At 69.9% G+C, this 16047-nt stretch carries 17 protein-coding genes; all 17 read left to right on the top strand.

Annotated features, from left to right (window positions below; translation table 11 throughout):
• The 17 genes from COA17_RS11085 (at position 1) to COA17_RS11010 (ending at position 16039) form a co-directional block, all read left to right on the top strand.
• A complete protein-coding gene (locus tag COA17_RS11085) occupies positions 1-2052 on the top strand; it encodes a ClpP-like prohead protease/major capsid protein fusion protein (RefSeq protein ID WP_096612436.1) in 2052 nt (683 codons plus the stop codon).
• Positions 2053-2132: 80 nt separating this feature from the next.
• A complete protein-coding gene (locus COA17_RS11080; RefSeq protein ID WP_096612434.1) occupies positions 2133-2462 on the top strand; it encodes a DUF2190 family protein in 330 nt (109 codons plus the stop codon).
• Positions 2463-2522: 60 nt separating this feature from the next.
• A complete protein-coding gene (locus COA17_RS11075) occupies positions 2523-2753 on the top strand; it encodes a hypothetical protein (protein ID WP_096612432.1) in 231 nt (76 codons plus the stop codon).
• Positions 2753-3079, top strand: coding sequence for a head-tail joining protein (locus COA17_RS11070; protein ID WP_096612430.1), 327 nt, complete (start codon positions 2753-2755; stop codon positions 3077-3079). The genes COA17_RS11075 and COA17_RS11070 overlap by 1 nt, the downstream gene beginning before the upstream one ends.
• Positions 3076-3498: a hypothetical protein gene (locus tag COA17_RS11065; protein WP_096612428.1), complete on the top strand. Its 423-nt coding sequence runs from the start codon at positions 3076-3078 to the stop codon at positions 3496-3498. Before COA17_RS11070 ends, COA17_RS11065 begins: the two co-directional genes overlap by 4 nt.
• Positions 3499-3507: 9 nt before the next feature.
• Positions 3508-4755: a hypothetical protein gene (locus tag COA17_RS11060; RefSeq protein WP_096612426.1), complete on the top strand. Its 1248-nt coding sequence runs from the start codon at positions 3508-3510 to the stop codon at positions 4753-4755.
• A 13-nt stretch (positions 4756-4768) separates the two neighbouring features.
• On the top strand, positions 4769-5470 hold the full coding sequence (locus tag COA17_RS11055; RefSeq protein ID WP_096612424.1) for a hypothetical protein: 702 nt from the start codon (positions 4769-4771) through the stop codon (positions 5468-5470).
• Positions 5471-5599: 129 nt separating this feature from the next.
• Positions 5600-6268: a DUF6441 family protein gene (locus tag COA17_RS11050; RefSeq protein WP_096612422.1), complete on the top strand. Its 669-nt coding sequence runs from the start codon at positions 5600-5602 to the stop codon at positions 6266-6268.
• 10 nt (positions 6269-6278) lie between these two features.
• Positions 6279-10034, top strand: a complete 3756-nt coding sequence (locus COA17_RS11045) for a TIGR02594 family protein (RefSeq protein WP_096612420.1) — start codon at positions 6279-6281, stop codon at positions 10032-10034.
• Entirely contained in the window at positions 10034-10396 is a 363-nt protein-coding gene (locus tag COA17_RS11040; protein ID WP_096612418.1) for a hypothetical protein, read from the top strand. The genes COA17_RS11045 and COA17_RS11040 overlap by 1 nt, the downstream gene beginning before the upstream one ends.
• 47 nt (positions 10397-10443) lie before the next feature.
• On the top strand, positions 10444-11184 hold the full coding sequence (locus COA17_RS11035; protein ID WP_141397079.1) for a hypothetical protein: 741 nt from the start codon (positions 10444-10446) through the stop codon (positions 11182-11184).
• Positions 11184-13964 (top strand): hypothetical protein, encoded by a 2781-nt coding sequence (locus tag COA17_RS11030; RefSeq protein WP_096612414.1) that lies wholly within the window; start codon positions 11184-11186, stop codon positions 13962-13964. Before COA17_RS11035 ends, COA17_RS11030 begins: the two co-directional genes overlap by 1 nt.
• Positions 13961-14485, top strand: a complete 525-nt coding sequence (locus COA17_RS11025) for a hypothetical protein (RefSeq protein WP_096612412.1) — start codon at positions 13961-13963, stop codon at positions 14483-14485. Before COA17_RS11030 ends, COA17_RS11025 begins: the two co-directional genes overlap by 4 nt.
• A gap of 17 nt (positions 14486-14502) precedes the next feature.
• Entirely contained in the window at positions 14503-14637 is a 135-nt protein-coding gene (locus COA17_RS20075; RefSeq protein ID WP_281253318.1) for a hypothetical protein, read from the top strand.
• Between the two features lie 19 nt (positions 14638-14656).
• Positions 14657-14953, top strand: coding sequence for a hypothetical protein (locus COA17_RS11020; RefSeq protein ID WP_096612410.1), 297 nt, complete (start codon positions 14657-14659; stop codon positions 14951-14953).
• Positions 14954-14978: 25 nt separating this feature from the next.
• Complete coding sequence (locus tag COA17_RS11015) at positions 14979-15734, top strand: DUF7940 domain-containing protein (RefSeq protein WP_245857696.1); 756 nt, start codon at positions 14979-14981, stop codon at positions 15732-15734.
• Positions 15731-16039 (top strand): hypothetical protein, encoded by a 309-nt coding sequence (locus COA17_RS11010; RefSeq protein ID WP_096612408.1) that lies wholly within the window; start codon positions 15731-15733, stop codon positions 16037-16039. Before COA17_RS11015 ends, COA17_RS11010 begins: the two co-directional genes overlap by 4 nt.
• The last annotated feature ends 8 nt before the right edge of the window (positions 16040-16047 follow it).

Genomic DNA, 16047 nt, shown 5'->3' with positions numbered 1-16047 from the left:
ATGGAAATTCTGCTCTACGGCGTCGTGGGTGACACCTGCGACGGCCTTGACGCGGCGTCGCTGGTCACCGCGATCGGCGCGGCGACGGACGACATTCACCTGCGCATCAATTCGCTGGGCGGGCTGGTGTTCGACGGCCTGGCCATCCACCACGCGCTGAAATCGTCGCCGCGACAGGTCATCGTCCACGTCGACGGCATCGCCGGGTCGATCGCCAGCGTGATCGCGATGGCGGGCGACCGCATCCTCATGGCCGAAAACGCCGTCATGATGATCCACAAGCCGTCGGACGGCACGTATGGCGACGCCGGCGAGCTGCGCCGCGTCGCCGAACGGCTGGACTTCATCCAGGACCAGATCGTCGGGATCTACGCCGAGCGTACCGGCATGTCCCCCGAGCAGCTGAACCCGCTGCTCGATGCCGAGACGTGGATGAGCGCCGACGAGGCGCTGGCCCTGAAATTCATCGACGAGATCGCCGGCGCATCGACCGCGACCAACCTGCTGGACCCCAGCCGGTTCGGGTTCCGCGCGGTGCCGTCGCACCCCCTCATCGCGAACAGCGCGACGAGCAACCCGGCGCCTGCCGCCACCACCACGGAGACAAAGATGGATCCCGAGAACGAGCCGGCGCCGAACCCGACGCCCGCCCCGACGCCGACGCCGACGCCGACCCCGACCCACACGCCCGCCCCGGCCCCGGCGCCGGCCCCGGCGCCCGCGGTCACCCAGCCGACCAACATGGCCGACGTCGCAAACGCCGCGATCGTCGCCGAGCGCACCCGCGCCACGACCATCCGCAACGAGGTGGCCCGCGCGCGCCTCGACGCCGCGTTCGCGGACACACTGGTCAACGAGGGTGTCACGATCGAGGATGCCCGCACCCGCATCATCGACCAGATCGCCACGGCCGCGCCGACGATCACCAACTATTCGCCGGCGACCATTCCGGCCGCGCAGTTCCAGGCGCGAGTGGATGCGATGAGCTGCGCGATCGCCAACCGCGCGAACCCGCGCAACGAGCTGACCGCGGATGCGCGCGGCTTCGCCGGCCGGCGCCTGATCGTTCTGGCGCGCGACTTCCTCGACGCGACGGGCGTCAGCACCCGCAACATGAGCGATCCGCAGGTCGCCCAGGCGGTGTTCCGCTATCGCCAGCCGCGCAACGCCGGGCAACACACCACCGGCGACTTCCCCGCGGTGCTCGCCAACACCGTCAGCCGGACCCTGCGCCGAGCCTACGAGCTGGCGCCGCGCACCTTCGGCAGCTTCTGCCGCCCGACCACCGTGCCGGATTTCCGCCCGGTCAGCCGTGTCGCGCTGTCCGACATCTCCGCGATGCAGCAGGTGGCCGAGGGTGCCGAATACCAGTACGCCACGGTCGGCGATTCCGCGGAGACGTACACCGTCGGCAAGTGGGGTCAGATCATCCCGCTGTCGTGGGAGACGATCATCAACGACGACCTGGGCGCGTTCGACCGCATCCCGCAGGCGATGGGTCAGGAAGCCGCGCAGGTCGAAGGCGACGTCGTCTACGCGATCCTGCTGAGCAACCCGCTGATGGCCGACGGCGTGCCGCTGTTCCATGCGAACCACGGCAACCTCGCCCCGGCGGGCAGCGTCATCAACATCGATTCGCTGCAGGCCGGTCGCACCGCGATGCGCACGCAGCGCACGCCGAAGGGCCGCTTCACCGCGGCGACCCCGGCCAGCCTGGTCGTCGGTCCGCTGCGCGAGCAGCAGGCCAACCAGTTCACGTCGCCGAATTTCACGGCGAACGAGAGCGGTAAGATCAATCCCGAGTACAACCGCAACCTCGCCGTGACGGTCGAGCCGCGGATCCTCGACTACAGCTTCTACCTCGCCGCCGATCCCAACGCGCAGCCGATCGACACGATCGAGACCGCGCACCTGGCCGGCTACGAAGGGTTGCAGACCGAGGAACGTCAGGGGTTCGAGGTCGACGGGATCGAGATCAAGGGCCGGCTCGTCTTCGGTGCCAAGGCAATCGACCACCGCGGCGTCTACAAGAACGCCGGCGCGGCCAACTGATCGCCCGCCACCCCCACCACCATCGGATGACGTGACCCGGGCGGCCTTCGAGCCGCCCGCGTCGCATCGGGAGACTATCCATGAAGAATTACATCGGCCGTGCGGCAGCGTTGATGCTGGCCGCGCCGTATGCGGTCGCGTCGGGCGGCGGCGCGCTGGTCGGCTCGATCTTCGGCGTCGCCAAGTCGGCGATCGCGCAGGGCGCGCGTGGCCCGTTCGAGCTGGAAGGCCATTACGAGCTGCCCAAGGACGCCAATGCGGTAGCCGAGGGCGCGAAGGCGTACTGGGACAACACCGCGCGCGTCGTCACCGCCACGGCCGCCGGCAACACGCTGATCGGTGCGTTCACCGCGGCGCGCGTGGCGGGCGCGACGACCGCCTTCGTGCGGCTCAACGGCACCGTCGCCTGACCCCCCACCCCCACCACGCCCCCCGGCGGATAGCCGCGGGCGAATGAGGAACCTGCGATCATGAAGTACATTCACCTGCTCAGCCCGGCGTACCTCAACGGCGGCGGCTACGTCGACGCCGGCGTGGACGTGCCGGTCGGCGACGACAAGCTGGAGATCACCGAGGAACGCGCCGACGGGATCGTATCGGGCCTGCGCGGCAAGATCTCCGAAGTGGCCGACGACGACACCGACGGGGCCGACGAGGGCGAGACCCCGGCGACGCCGCGCACGCGGGGCCGCGCGAAGTAATGTCCGATCCGTTCGCGGCCGCGGCGCCCCTCATCTTCAGGGCGTTCGCGGACCGCGAGCGGATCGTCTACACGCAGGCCGGGGTCGCACTGCCCGCGCCGATCGCCGCGGTGCGCCGCGACGATGCCGCGCCCGACCCCTACGGCGCCGGTCGCACCGCGCGGCGCGTTGAATACGAAATCCAGATAGCCGACCTTCCCGCCGCCCCGACGAAGGCGGACAGCTTCACGCACCGCGGCCGGCGCTGGGCGGTCGAGGACCGCACGCGCCTAGACGCGGTTGGCGCCTGGCTGGTGTTCGTGATCGACGCCGGACCGGCGTCATGACGGTCCGTGACATCATTCTCGCGGCGATCGCCACGCGCCTCGCGGGGCTGGCCGACGAGATCGAGATCGAGCCGGCAGGCGACCCGACCGCCGACACGTCGCTTGGCGTCACGATGGCGGGCGACCACGTGATCGAACGCGAGGCCGCGCTGACCCGCCGTGTGATGACCGTCACGGTCGACGGCTTCGTGGTCGGTGAAGGCGGCGCGGCACCGACCGCAGCCCGCCTCGCGCTCCACGCCGGCGTCGTCGCCGAGCTGATGGCGGACGAAACGCTGGGCGGCACGGCCGAGCTGATCGACGACGCGGACCTGCGCCTCTTCACCGCCACCCTGTCCAGCGAGCGGCGCCTCGCCTTCGCGCAGGATTTCGACATCCAGTTCACCACCTCGCGGCGCGACCCCGCGCTGCCAGCCTGAGGACCAGTCATGGCCGTCAACACCAACGATCCCACGATCCGCCAGACGAACGTGGCGGTCCTCTTCGGCCTGCAGGTCGACGAGAACACGCCGCTGGCGCTCGACCCGACCCTGCACGCGATTCCGGTTGAGGCCGACAGCGTCACCTACGGTACGCCGTGGACGCAGGAGGATTCGAACGAGGCAACCGGTTCCTACGTCGCCGGCGCGCCGCTGATCATCGGCCAGTCGACCCCGATCAGCTTCCGCTTCCGCATCAAGGGCGCAGGCCCGAACGTCGTCTATTCCAGCACGGTCAAGCCGCCGCACCACGCGGTGTTGCAGGCGGCCGGCTGGCGCGGGCAGTTCCAGGCGGCGATCGCCGCGGCTGTCGCGACCGCCGGAACCGCCACCAGCGTCACGCTCGCGGCAGGCTTCCCTGGCGTGGCGCGCGCGCTGCTCGGTTCGATGCTGTTGATCGGTGCGGGCACCGGTGCCGGCTCGGCCGCGGCGGTGATCGAATATTCGGCCGGTCGCGTCGCGACGCTGGCGGACAGCTTCACCCCGCCGCTCGATGCCACCACCAGCGTGTCGGTGCCGGCCAGCTGGACCTACGCGCAGACCTCGCCCAGCGACCCGGCGTCGCGGCTGGTCGACCACCCGACCGCGTCGGTGGCGATCTACCGCGACGGTACGCTCGCGAATTTCACCGCGGTGCGCGGGACGATCTCGCTCGAGGGCAGCAGCGCAAAGCCCGGCTATGGCACCTTCAACGGCACCGGGATCTTCGCTGGCAGGGTCGATGCGGCGATCCCGGGTAACATCGTGATCGCGTCGCACTCCGCGCCGGTGCTGGTCCAGGGCGCCGATGTCTCGCAGGCCGCGCTGCTCAACCGGCGCAAGTGCAGCCTCAGCGCCTGGTCGCTGGACCCCGGCTCGCAGATCGAGAATATCGACGATCCGAACACGCCGTTCGGTTTCGGCCCCGGCCAGATCACCGACCGGAAGTCGATGCTGAAGGTCAATCCGCTCGCCACGCTGGTGGCGAACCGCGACACGATTTCGGACATCGGCAACGGCGTGCGGATGCCGGCGATGCTGCGCCACGGGTCGGTCGTCGGCAACCGCTGGGCGCTGGTCGTGCCGCTGGCCCAGCCGGTGACGCTGGAAGCCGAGCAGCGCGGCAAGCTGATGGCCGACGGCACGACGCTGCAGTGCCTGCCGAACGGCAAGGACGCCGTGACGCGCGACACCGACCGCGTCCTGGTCTTCTACTGAGGAGGCCGGGACCATGGTTACCGCCGAAGCGAGCGTCACCTTCACCCCGTCCTGGCTCGAGGGCCAGGAAGGCGCCCCCGTCTTCCACCTGCGCACCCCCGGCGTCATCGCGCGCGCGCAGATGGAGGCGGAGCTGGCCGGTCAGCACCAGGCCGGGCGCGTCTACAGTTTCGAGCTGCTCGCGGCCGTCCGTGAAGGCGTGTTGGCGCTGCTGGCCGAGGACGAGGATCAGGGCCGGCTGCTGGAGCTGATCGACACCGAGATGGAGGTCGGCACCGCGGCGATGACCGACGCCGATCGCCGCCTGCTCGCCGAGGTGAAGAAGGTGCTGGCGGTCAACTGGCCCGCGTACCGCGACCTCATCGCGCAGATCGAGCGCCGGCGCGAGCTGGCCCCGCTGGTCGCGCTGCGCCGTTTCTGCATCGGGATTATCGGCGCCGGCGTGACCTTCGCGCGCGCGCCCGACGGCATGGTCAGCGACGCCACCCTGATGTCGATCGACCCGCAGGTGCTGCTGGCGGCGGGCAACCGCGCCTTCGCGCTCGCCTATGTTTCGGAGGAGGAGCGGGGAAACTCCGCGCGGCCGTCATCGTCCGGCGACGGCCAGCCGACTTCGAATTCGGACGCCACGTCGACGGAGGCTGGGAGCTTGACGGCCAGCGCTGGAAGGAAAACCCCCGGCTCGCGCTCCCGGCGTGGGTCTGGCCGGTCGTAGACCTCTACCTCGTCACCGCCCGCTTCACCGGGGCGCTGGGCGGGCGGCTCCTGCCGTGCGCCGGCGCGCCTGCCGACCAGCCCGCGGCCCTCCTCGACGCCTTCGCGATCATTGAGGAGATGCTGAAGGATGGCTGACGGCGTCGATTTGCTGTTGGATACGGCGCAGCTGGATCGCGACGCCGACCGGTTGGTCCGCCGCTACCTGTCTGCCGGGACGGAGACGATCGCCGACGTCACCAAGGGGCTGGAGCGGGCGCTTGAGGCCGCGACGCGCGATGCTGTTCCGGGCCGGCTGTGGCGCGCCTGGGGGTCGCGCGCGTATCCCGACCACGGCCCTGCGCGCGACCCCGCCGGTGAGGTGTTCGTCAACGGCAAGTTGCGCAGCCGCGGTGCAATCGAGTTCTGGACACACCCCGGCGAAGTGCGCGGCAAGCGCGGTCAGTTCCTGGCGGTACCGCTTCCGGCGGCGGGACCGAGGGGCCGCGCCCGCGATCTGTCACCGGCGGATTGGGAGCGTCGGCACCCAGGCGTAAAGCTTCGGTTCGTCGCCCGCCCCGGCCGCGCTCCATTGCTCGTCGCCGACAACGCCGTGCTCTCCGGCCGGAAACAGGTTGCCCGGGCGAACAGCGAGAAGCGCATTGCGGCGGGCCGGGGCAGCACGACGATCCCGATCTTCGTCCTGCTGCCGATGGTCAAGTTCCGCAACGCCGTCGCGGTCCCGACGATCGTCGCCGCAGCCCAGCGCAGCATCCCCGGCGAGTTCATCCGGCGCGCCGGCGCCGTCACGACCAGTTGAGGAGAGCGGGATGGCGAATATCGACGTCGTCGCGCGGCTTCAGCTGCGCGCGGAGCAATTCTCCTCCGAGGGCGGAAAGAAGGCCGCAGAGCTTGCATCAAAAATGCGCACTGCATCGCAGGATGTTCGCGCGAGCTGGGCGTCTTCGTTCAGTGACGTGCAGCGGCTTGCGGCCACCGCGTTTCAGATGCCCCGCACCGCCGGGGGTGCCCTGGACCTGTCATCGGAGATCGGGCAGCTGCGGCGGGCGGCCGAAGCAAGCGAGCAACGTGCCGAGGCGGCTCGTCAGATGGCTGTCGCGATGCAGGCCGCCGCTGGCGCGGCGAATGTCGATTCAGAGGCGTTGCGCCGGGATGCGGACGCCGCTGCGGTGTCCGCCCTTGCATCGGAGCGCGATGCGGCGGCGATCCGGGAACGCATCATCGCACTAGAAGCGGTGCAGGTCGAGCTGAACCAGACGACGATGCAAACCCGTCAGCTGACCGACACCGGCAATAAGCATGTCGTCAGCGCCAACCAGCAGCGCCAGTCGATGATGATGCTGGGTCAGCAGGCTCAGGACTTTACGGTGCAGGTCGCCAGCGGCCAGAGCGCCGTCACCGCCTTCGTCCAGCAGATCGGCCAGGCGTCGTTCGCGCTGCAGGGGATGGGTGGAAGGATGGCCGGTGTCGCGGCCTTCCTCACTTCATTTGGCGGCATTCTGACCACGACCGCTGTCATCGCGCTCGCACCGTTCGTCGCGAAAATTCTCGAGGGCAATGACGCCCTCGGTGAGGCGATCGACAAGTTGCGAAAGGATGCCGAAGAGACGGAAGTCAACCGTCAGGCGAAAATCCAGTTCACGCGGTCGATCGAGGGCCAGATCGAGGCCCAGCGTGCGCTCAATGCTGAAATGGAGCGCGGACTTGTAAGCCAGCGACAGATCAACCGTCAAAACCTCGACAACTCGCAACGCCGTTTCGACGATCGTCGCGGCGATGTGGCCAACCTGTCGCTTCAACTTCTTCAGGCGCGTCAAAAACTCGCGGATGTCGTTGCGGCCGCGGAGCAGTCGAGTAAGGTGCCGACAGTTGACGGCGACTACCTCTTTGCGGGTCAGATACAGGCCGCCAGCGCGGAAGTGGACCGGCTCCGCGAGGAACTCACCAAGCAGCGCCGCGCCATGCGCGAAGCCGAACAAGGTGTCATCGACGCAACGGTCACGATCGCGAAGGAAAACGCGGCCGCACTCGCCGACCCGGTCGAGCAGATAAAGCGGAAGTACGACGATCTCGCCGATGCCGCGATCAAGGCCGCGCGCAATAACAAGCAGCTCGCCGACTCGCTTGAAGGTGTTCTGGCCGGGTACGAACGCCAGAAGGACAAGGAAACCAAGGCCGCTCGCGATCGCGAGAGTGCGGCCGAGCGCGGCGGGCGCGTCGCGCTTGGCACGACGATCGCGAACGAGGGCGGCGCCGCCACGCTGGCTGCCGCGCAGCGGTTTGTCGGCGCGCGCGAGGATACCGCCGGTGGGCGGGCCACGCTGCGCGACCTGTTCGGGGGCGCGGGGATTTCGATCGACCCGGAGAAGACCGCCTGGTGCGCGGCGTTCGTGAACGCGGTGCTGGCGGGGCAAGGGATCAAAGGCACCGGCAGCCTGGCCGCCAGGTCGTTCCTGAATTACGGCACGGCGACGAACCGTCCGACGCAGGGCGACATCGTCGTCCTTCGTCGCGGCACCGGCGGCCAGGGACACACCGGCTTCTACGCCGGCACCGACGCGCGCGGTCGCGTGCTGGTGACCGGTGGCAATCAGGACAACGGTGTGTCGACCGCGCCGTTTGCACGTTCGGAGGTCCTCGGTTTCCGCCGTGCGCCGACCGCCTCGCGTGCCTACGCGGACGAGCTGCGCGCGCAGAAGGCTGCGGCCGACGAGGCGAAGCGGTCGAATGCGGAGCTGGAACGCTCGCTCGATCAGCTTGCCGACCGCTTCGACCCGGCGACCGCCGCGGCGCGCCAGTATCGCGACGAGATCGCCGCGATCATCAAGCTTCAGGCGGCCGGGAAGCTGGGCGCCGGCGAGGGCTTCGACCTGATGAAGGGCGCGCGCCAGCGGATGGTCGACGCGCGATCGAACGCGTTCAACCAGTCGTTCCGCACCGTGATCGGTGAGGACTCGATCAATGCCGCGGTCGGCGAGTTGAACGCCGGCATCATGTCCGCCACGGACCTGTGGAACCATCGACTCGAGCTGGGCGCGCTCAATGCCGGCGAGGCGCTGGCCGGCGCGGTCGGGAATATCGCCGACATGTTCGGGCTTCGCATCGGCGGAGCGGCCAACGCGCTGTTCGCGCCGGGCGGCATCCAGGGCGGCGCGCGCGAGACGGCCAAGCTGCTGGGCGAATCGCTCAAGGGCGTCGGGCTGAACCTCTCCGACAAGTCGCTGGGCGCGATCACCACCGCGCTTGCCGGCGCCGCGACGGGCCAGATCGGCGGGAGCATCTTTTCCGGGATCACCGGCAAGAAGAACAGCGCGGTGGGATCGGCCGCGGGCGGCATCCTGGGCGAGCTGGCCGGCAAGGAGCTGGGCAAGGTCGTCACCAAGGAGGTCGGCGGCGCGCTCGGCAAGACGCTGGGCGGCGCGGCCGGGCCGATCGGGTCGCTGGTCGGTGGGGCGCTGGGCGGTCTGCTGGGCGGGCTGTTCCAAAAGGCGAAGACCGGCGCGGTTTCGGTCACCGGATCGAACGTCGGCGTCATCGGCGGCAACAATGCCGGCGTGCAGCAGGTGCTGTCCGGGTTGGGCGGCGCGGTGCAGAAGGGCGTCAACCGCATCGTCGATCAGCTGGGCGGCACGCTCGGCGATTACATGGTGTCGATCGGCAAGTACGACGACTATTACCGCGTTTCGTCGACCAACACGAAGACCGTCGGCGAGAAGGGATATTCGCCCGGCCGCGTGCCCGGCCTGATCTACGACGGCACCGACGAGTCCGCCGCGGTCGAAGCTGCCATCCGCGACGCGATCGCCGATGGCGCCGTGAAGGGCATCAGCGAGGCGGCCAAGCGGGTCCTCGCCGCGGGCAAGGACCTGGACTCCGCGCTCAACAAGGCGCTGCTGATCGAAAGCGTGCCGCGCGACCTGAAGGCGATGCTCGACCCGGTCGGGGCGGCGGTGGACGATCTGAACCGCCGGTTCCAGAAGACCGTCGACGCGTTGAAGGAGGGCGGCGCCAGCGCGGAGGAAATGGCGCGCGCCGAGCAGCTGTATAATCTCCAGCTGCAGCAGGTGAAAAACTCCACCGCGGCGGCGTCCGCCTCGCTCAAGTCCTTCCTGACCGACCTGAAGTTGGGCGGCAACTCGCCGTACTCATTGCGCGAGCAGGAGGCGACGGCGCTGGCGCAGCTGAAGCCGTACCTCGACCAGATCGGCGCCGGGCAGCGCGTCGACCAGGACAAGTACCAGCAGGCCGCGCGCGCCTATCTCGACGTCGAGCGCCAGCTGTACGGATCGACGCAGGCGTATTTCGATGCGCAGGCGCAGATCCAGGCGGCGACCGCCAAGGCGATCGAGACGATCGACAATGCCGTCCCTATCACGCCGGGGGTGGAAAGCCCGTTCGCGAAGGCGACGGCCGACAGCGCGGCGAAGACGGCGAGCAACACGCAGACCGGCAACGAGCTGCTGTCCCAGCTGTCGGATCAGATGGAGAGCGTCCGGCAGCTGCTGGCGCAGATGCAGGGCGGCGGCGCGTCCGGCTTCATCGGCGACGTGCGGGCGTTCGGCTGATGCCGGCCGATCCCGCCGATATCGCCGCGGCGTCGCGAGACGCCGTCGTCGCCAGCTGGGAGGGCGCGGCAGTCGCCGCGCGCTATCCGAACGCGCGTGACGGCCTGGTCGCCCCGGCGCGGGGATTCTGCGACGCCGCGGCCGACGCGCAGGCGATCGTCAACGCGCGCGGCGCGCTGATCGGGGTCGAGCGGCGGCGGTTCGCGGTCGAGGCGATGGGGATCATCTGGCCCGACCTGTCGGCGGGGGTGCCCAGCTTGCGGATCGTTGACGGCGAACAGGCGGTCGACTCCGTACACCTTGCCGCCCGCATCGAGATCGACCTCGACGCCGAGGCCACCTCCTTCGAAACGTTCGGGTGAGGCGAATGGCGAACGCATGGATCATCGCGCCGCTGCCGATCGTCGACGTGATCGCGGCGGCCGACGCCGGGCACGGCGGATTGAACGTGGCGAACGACTATGCCGGTGTGATCTGGCGCGCGCCGCTCAATCCCGGCGGCGTCGTGCAGCTGATCCTGGACATCGGGCAGATGGCGTCTTTCGACACCGTCGCGCTGTTCGGGGTGCGGTTTACCGGGTCGGCCGGCGCGCTCAACTTCTACACGCGCTCGGCGCCGGGTGAGGCGTGGACGTTGGTCGCGCCCGCCCAGCCCGTCTTCGCCGGCGCCCAATCGCTGGCAGATGGCCGGGGCGTGAGCCTGTTCGCGGCCGATCAGCCGATCGTGAACCGGCAGGTGCTGATCGAGGTCTACAGCGCGACGGCAGGATTCGTGGAAGTCGCGCGCGCGGTGATCGGCGCGCGGATCGTGCTGGAGCGCAATTTCAGTTTTGGTGCGTCGATCGGTGTGAAGGATCTCGGCAGCCTGGAATTTTCCCGCCGCGGGGTCCTGCTGCGGGCGAGCGGCGCGAAGCTGCGCACCGTCGCGCTGACCTTCTCCAGCGCCCGCAAGACGGAGGTGGAGGCGATGACGCAACCACTGTTCGAGCGGATCGGCAACACCGAATGCGTCGCGCTCGTCACCGATCCGGCGCCGGACGTGTTGCGCCAGCGGCGGTGCTACTTCGGCCCGCTGGTCGGTGACCTGTCGCAGACCTGGCGCCGCGCGGACGCGTGGGAAGCCAAGGTCAATCTGGTGAGCGCGTTCTGATGCTGGGCGTGGTCGTTCAGATCGACGGTTTCGATCCGGTGGCGGGGCAGTCCGTCACCCTGCGCGCCGCCAGCCATGACGTGGCGGAGGTGTGCCACCTCGGCGGCGCGCTGTTCTGGCCGACGATCGCGAAGCTGCCCAAGCTGCGGTACGATTTCTTCGACGGTGCGTTCGAGACGCAGATCTCCGCGCCATCGTCCGCGCTCACGCTGGGGATCGAGCCGTGGCCGTTGTTCGGCCGCTACGCGCTGGCCGACGCGCGCTTTCGGCTGTGGACCGGCGAGGTCGGCGCGCCGTGGGCTGGCTGGACGCAGCGGTTCGACGGGCGCGTGACGCAGCAGCCGACGTTCGCCGATGCGCGGGCCGAGCTGGCCGTCGCCGTCGACGACCGCTGGCTCGATAAGGCGTTGCTGGCGACATACGCCGGCACGGGGGGTGCCGAGGGGCCGGCGGCGCTGAAGGGGCAGGTCAAGCCGCTGGCGCTGGGCGCGCCGCGCTATGTCGCCGGCGTCCTGGTCGACGCAGTCAACTCGGTGTTCCAGGTGTCGGCTTACGGGCCGGTCATCGGGGTGTCCGCTGCGCTGGAGCGGTTGCTGCGGTACGGTCCCTCGCTGGGGGATTACCCGACGTTCGACGCCCTCGTCGCCGCGGCGATCCCGGCCGGGCGTTGGGCGACGTGTCGCGCGGCGGGGCTGGTCCGGCTGGGCGCCCCGCCGATGGGGCAGATCAGTTTGCTGGTCGACGGTGACAACGGCGGCCCGGATGGCTGGGCGCGGACGCCGGGCCAGCTGATCCGCCGCATCGCGCGCCTGGCGGGCGGCGAAGGTCGCATCGATGACGCCTCCCTCGACGCGCTCGACGCCGCGCGGCCGTATCCGACGTCGGTTTACCTCGACCAGCAGATCACCGCGCGCGAGGTGATCCAGCAGATCGCGGCGTCCGTGAACGCGGTCGTGGGCGTGTCGTGGCTGGGGAAGCTGTTCGCCGCACCGATCGCAATCGGCGCGCCGGCGCTGACGCTCGCGGCGGACGGCACCGCGTTGCCACCGGTGCGCAAGGTGTCGCAGCTGGAGATCGCGCCGCCCTTCGCCAAGCTGGGTCTGTCGGCCGAGCGGGCGTGGACGGTGCACCAGCTGGCCGACATCGCCTTCACCGCGACCCTGACCGACCTTGGTGCCTATGCGGCAGGAACGACCTATCGCGAGGGGAATATCGTCCAGGCCGGCGGGTCGAGCTGGCTTTACATCAACCCGGCGGCGTCCGCCGGCAACGCGCCGCCCGCTCTGCCCATCGAGCAGAACAGCTATTGGAAGGTGCTGGCGAAGGCGGGATCAAAGGGCGATCCAGGGGACAGCGCTCCGCTGCTTCGCGTTCAGTGGTCGATCGACGGCTTAAGCGGATGGCACGACGATATGGCGTCAGCAGACGTCTATTATCACCAGTCGAATGATGACGGCGCGACCTGGGGGCCAGCGATCAAGGGGGTCGGCCGGGATGGCGCGCCGGGCTACAACAACGCCCAGCCGATGATCTACCAGCGGGCGACGTCGGCGCCGCCTTTGCCGTCGACGACCGCAGTTTACACCTTCGCCACGTCCACGCTGACCAACGTCAACAACGGGTGGCTTACCAACGGCATCCCGGACGGCACCGATCCGGTATGGGCTTCGAGCGCCACGGCCAGTTCGCAGGGGGCGACGGACACGATCGCGCCCGGCGAGTGGGCGACGCCAGTGCGGGCGTTCGCGAACGGCGCGGCGGGCGGGAGCGGCCTCAACAGCAAGTCGATATTCATCTACCAGCGGGCGACGTCGGCGCCGGCAGCGCCGTCTGCGACCGCAACCTACACCTTTTCCAGCGCGACGCTGTCGGACCTCAATAACGGATGGTCGACCACCATCCCTGACGGCACCGGCATCGTGTGGGTGACGACCGCATCGGCATTGTCGGCGAGCGATACCGACACGATCGCGCCGGGTGAATGGGCGGCGGTCGCGAAGCTGGCGCAGGATGGTGCGGCTGGGGTCAGCCCCCTGCTGGTCACCGCCCAGCCCGCCGCGCTGCAACTGCAGGGCGACACGGCAGGCGCGGCGGTGCCGGGGTCGCTGCCGGCGTACATCGAAAACAGCGCGTCGCGCGCGGGCGTGTCGGCGGCAATCACGGACGTGACGATCAATGCCACGTCGGGCTGCACCGCGACCGTCGCGGACGACGAAACGACGATCGCGATCACGGCGATCAGCAAGGCGACCGCGAGCGTCAGCTATACCGTGTCGGCGGCAGGACTGACGCAGCAGGTCAAGGTCGGGATCACCGTGCTGCGCGCGCCGACGTCGCTGGAGGAGCGCGGCCTCAACATCAGTTCCGGCGGCACGTCGACCAGCTACGACGTGTTCGGCGGGACGATTTCGATCCAGGCGGGATCATCAGGCAAGATCGATACCCTGCTATCGGGCACCTACTACTCCGGGGGGAGCGGTGCGATCGGCGAGACGCGGCTACAGACCAAGCACCAATACCGCCTGCCGAGCGGGTCGTGGGTCGACGTGTCGGGCAGCGAGGGGATGGGCAGCAGCGCGACGAGGGCCAACGGCGGCCCCGGCGAGCCACCCGAGAACAATCCCGGCAGTCCCTATGGCGCGATCGGGCATATCACGGGCCTCAACCCTGGCACGTTCTACGAGGTGCGGGCGCTGGCCTATTACGACACCAGCGCAGGGACGAATTCCAAACCGGCAACGGGCGTGGGGTGCACCCTGATCGCCAAGCAGGTGGCATGATGATCGCGATCAGGCACAGCGGCACCGGCGAGGTGCAGTTCGTCGCCTCACTAACGGGGTACGGGCCGGAGTGGGCGCAGCTGGGCGGCGCGGTGCCGGAAGGCGCTGCACCGGGCGACCTGGTGCTGATCGACGGTGTGTGGGTCGACGACCTGCCAGCGCTGCGCGCCCGTGCGGTCATCGCGATCGACGCGGCGGCCGAGGCTGCACGGATGCGCTTCCTCACGCCTGGGCAGGGCCAGGCGATGACGTATCAGCGCAAGGAGGCCGAGGCGCGCGCGTGGCTCGTCGACAACGACGTCGAGGCGCCGTTTCTGGCAGCGGAGGCTGCGGCACGCGGCATGACCATCGCGGCGCTGGCGGCCGAGGTTGTGGCGCTGGCCGATCGCTGGGCGGTCGTCGGCTCGACGATCGAGGGATTGCGGATGGGGGCCAAGGCGGCCGTCACCGCAGCGGGAACGCGCGCCGCGATCGAGGCGGCGACCGATGTCGACTGGGGCGCGATCGTCGCGACCCCCTGACACCAAGGAGAATGACGATGAGATACGCGGCCCTGTTGCTCGCCACGATCCTGCTCGCCGCTTGCGCGGCCGAGCGCGCCTCCGCACCGGGGCCGACCAGCCCCGATTACGTCGAAAACGACCCGCACTGGCCCGACGGCCAGCCGAAGTAGCACCACGAAGGGCGACGCCATGACCGACACTCCCACCGCCACGGCCGTCGTCGTGGCGCCGCCCGCGCCGCGCGCCGGGTGGCATACGCTGGCACCGGTGATCCTGTCGGTCATGACGTTCCTCGTCACGCTCGCGACGATCGTCTTCTACGGCGGGCAGATGACGCAGCGGATCGGCGAGACCGAGCGCCGCGTCGTCCAGCTGGAGCAGCGCGCCGATCGGCGCGACGGCGAGCTGCAGGATCTCGGCCGCCAACTGGCCCGCGTCGATGCGAAGCTCGACCTGCTGATCGACCGGTTGCCCAAGCACCCCTGACCCTCCGACCCCGAAGGAATTCCCGATGACGTCACTCGAAAAGTGGCGCGCGCTGTCGCGCGCCTGGTCCGTGCGGATCGCCGCCATCGGCGCGGCGCTGTACGCCGCGGTGCTGGCGCTGGACCCGGTCCAGCTGCAGGCGACGTGGCAGTCGATGCCGGCCGAGCTGCGCGCGCTGCTGCCCGAGCACGTGCAGGCGTGGATCGGCCTAGCCCTGATGATCGCCGTGGTCGTGGCGCGCGGCGTGCCGCAGCCGGCGGTCGACCGGCGCCTGTCATTGCTCGCCGCGCCGGCGTGGCAGGCGGCGGCGCGAGCGACGATCGCGCGGCGCATCACCTCGATCGCAATCCATTGTTCGGCGACGCCGGCGGGCCGCGACGTGCGCGCCGCCACGATCCGTGGGTGGCACAAGGCGAAGGGCTGGTCCGACATCGGCTATCACTTCGTCGTCGACCTGGACGGCACGATCGAGGTCGGCCGGCCGATCGCGCAGGCGGGCGCGCACGTCCAGGGCTACAACAACAACAGCATCGGCATCTGCTACGTCGGCGGGCTGGCGGCGGACGGCAAGACGTCGGCCGACACGCGCACGCCGGCGCAGAAGGCGGCGCTGGTCGCCCTGCTGCGCGAGCTGAAGGCGCGCTTCCCGGCCGCGGCCGTGAAGGGCCATCGCGACTATTCGCCGGACGCGAACGGCAACGGCCGCGTCGACCGCGCAGAATGGCTGAAGGACTGCCCGTGCTTCGACGCGCAGGCCGAATATGCGGACCTGCGCGCATGAGGCGCGCGTCGTTCGCGGCGCTGGCCGCCGCGGCGCTGGCGGTTTCCGCCTGCGCCTCCATCCCGACGCCGTCGCCGGCGGCGATCGACCGGCTGGATGCGTCGTTCGACCGCCTCCAGCGCGCGTCCGAACCGGTGCTGCCGTTGCTGCCGGAGGAGCGCGCGGTCCGAGTGCGCGCCACGCTGGCGGCGATCGCGATCGCCATCGACGCCGCGCGCCTGGCCGCGACGGCCAACGCGCAGCGCGCCGCGATCGCGCGCGCGGACGCGCAGGTCGAGCAGCTGGCCGGCGCGCTCAATCCGTAGGGAGACGC

Source organism: Sphingomonas ginsenosidimutans (assembly GCF_002374835.1).
Classification (GTDB): Bacteria; Pseudomonadota; Alphaproteobacteria; order Sphingomonadales; family Sphingomonadaceae; genus Sphingomonas; species Sphingomonas ginsenosidimutans.
The sequence above is the reverse complement of the archived record's forward strand: the minus strand, read 5'-3'. Positions and strand labels throughout refer to the sequence as shown.

Excerpts from the sequence above, each read along its gene's own strand:
- COA17_RS11075 (WP_096612432.1), top strand. The coding sequence starts at position 2,523 with ATGAAGTACATTCACCTGCTCAGCCCGGCGTACCTCAACGGCGGCGGC.
- COA17_RS11085 (WP_096612436.1), top strand. The coding sequence starts at position 1 with ATGGAAATTCTGCTCTACGGCGTCGTGGGTGACACCTGCGACGGCCTT.
- COA17_RS11010 (WP_096612408.1), top strand. The coding sequence starts at position 15,731 with ATGAGGCGCGCGTCGTTCGCGGCGCTGGCCGCCGCGGCGCTGGCGGTT.
- COA17_RS11025 (WP_096612412.1), top strand. The coding sequence starts at position 13,961 with ATGATGATCGCGATCAGGCACAGCGGCACCGGCGAGGTGCAGTTCGTC.
- COA17_RS11050 (WP_096612422.1), top strand. The coding sequence starts at position 5,600 with ATGGCTGACGGCGTCGATTTGCTGTTGGATACGGCGCAGCTGGATCGC.
- COA17_RS11065 (WP_096612428.1), top strand. The coding sequence starts at position 3,076 with ATGACGGTCCGTGACATCATTCTCGCGGCGATCGCCACGCGCCTCGCG.
- COA17_RS11055 (WP_096612424.1), top strand. The coding sequence starts at position 4,769 with ATGGTTACCGCCGAAGCGAGCGTCACCTTCACCCCGTCCTGGCTCGAG.
- COA17_RS11030 (WP_096612414.1), top strand. The coding sequence starts at position 11,184 with ATGCTGGGCGTGGTCGTTCAGATCGACGGTTTCGATCCGGTGGCGGGG.
- COA17_RS11040 (WP_096612418.1), top strand. The coding sequence starts at position 10,034 with ATGCCGGCCGATCCCGCCGATATCGCCGCGGCGTCGCGAGACGCCGTC.
- COA17_RS11015 (WP_245857696.1), top strand. The coding sequence starts at position 14,979 with ATGACGTCACTCGAAAAGTGGCGCGCGCTGTCGCGCGCCTGGTCCGTG.
- COA17_RS11020 (WP_096612410.1), top strand. The coding sequence starts at position 14,657 with ATGACCGACACTCCCACCGCCACGGCCGTCGTCGTGGCGCCGCCCGCG.
- COA17_RS11045 (WP_096612420.1), top strand. The coding sequence starts at position 6,279 with ATGGCGAATATCGACGTCGTCGCGCGGCTTCAGCTGCGCGCGGAGCAA.
- COA17_RS20075 (WP_281253318.1), top strand. The coding sequence starts at position 14,503 with ATGAGATACGCGGCCCTGTTGCTCGCCACGATCCTGCTCGCCGCTTGC.
- COA17_RS11060 (WP_096612426.1), top strand. The coding sequence starts at position 3,508 with ATGGCCGTCAACACCAACGATCCCACGATCCGCCAGACGAACGTGGCG.
- COA17_RS11080 (WP_096612434.1), top strand. The coding sequence starts at position 2,133 with ATGAAGAATTACATCGGCCGTGCGGCAGCGTTGATGCTGGCCGCGCCG.
- COA17_RS11070 (WP_096612430.1), top strand. The coding sequence starts at position 2,753 with ATGTCCGATCCGTTCGCGGCCGCGGCGCCCCTCATCTTCAGGGCGTTC.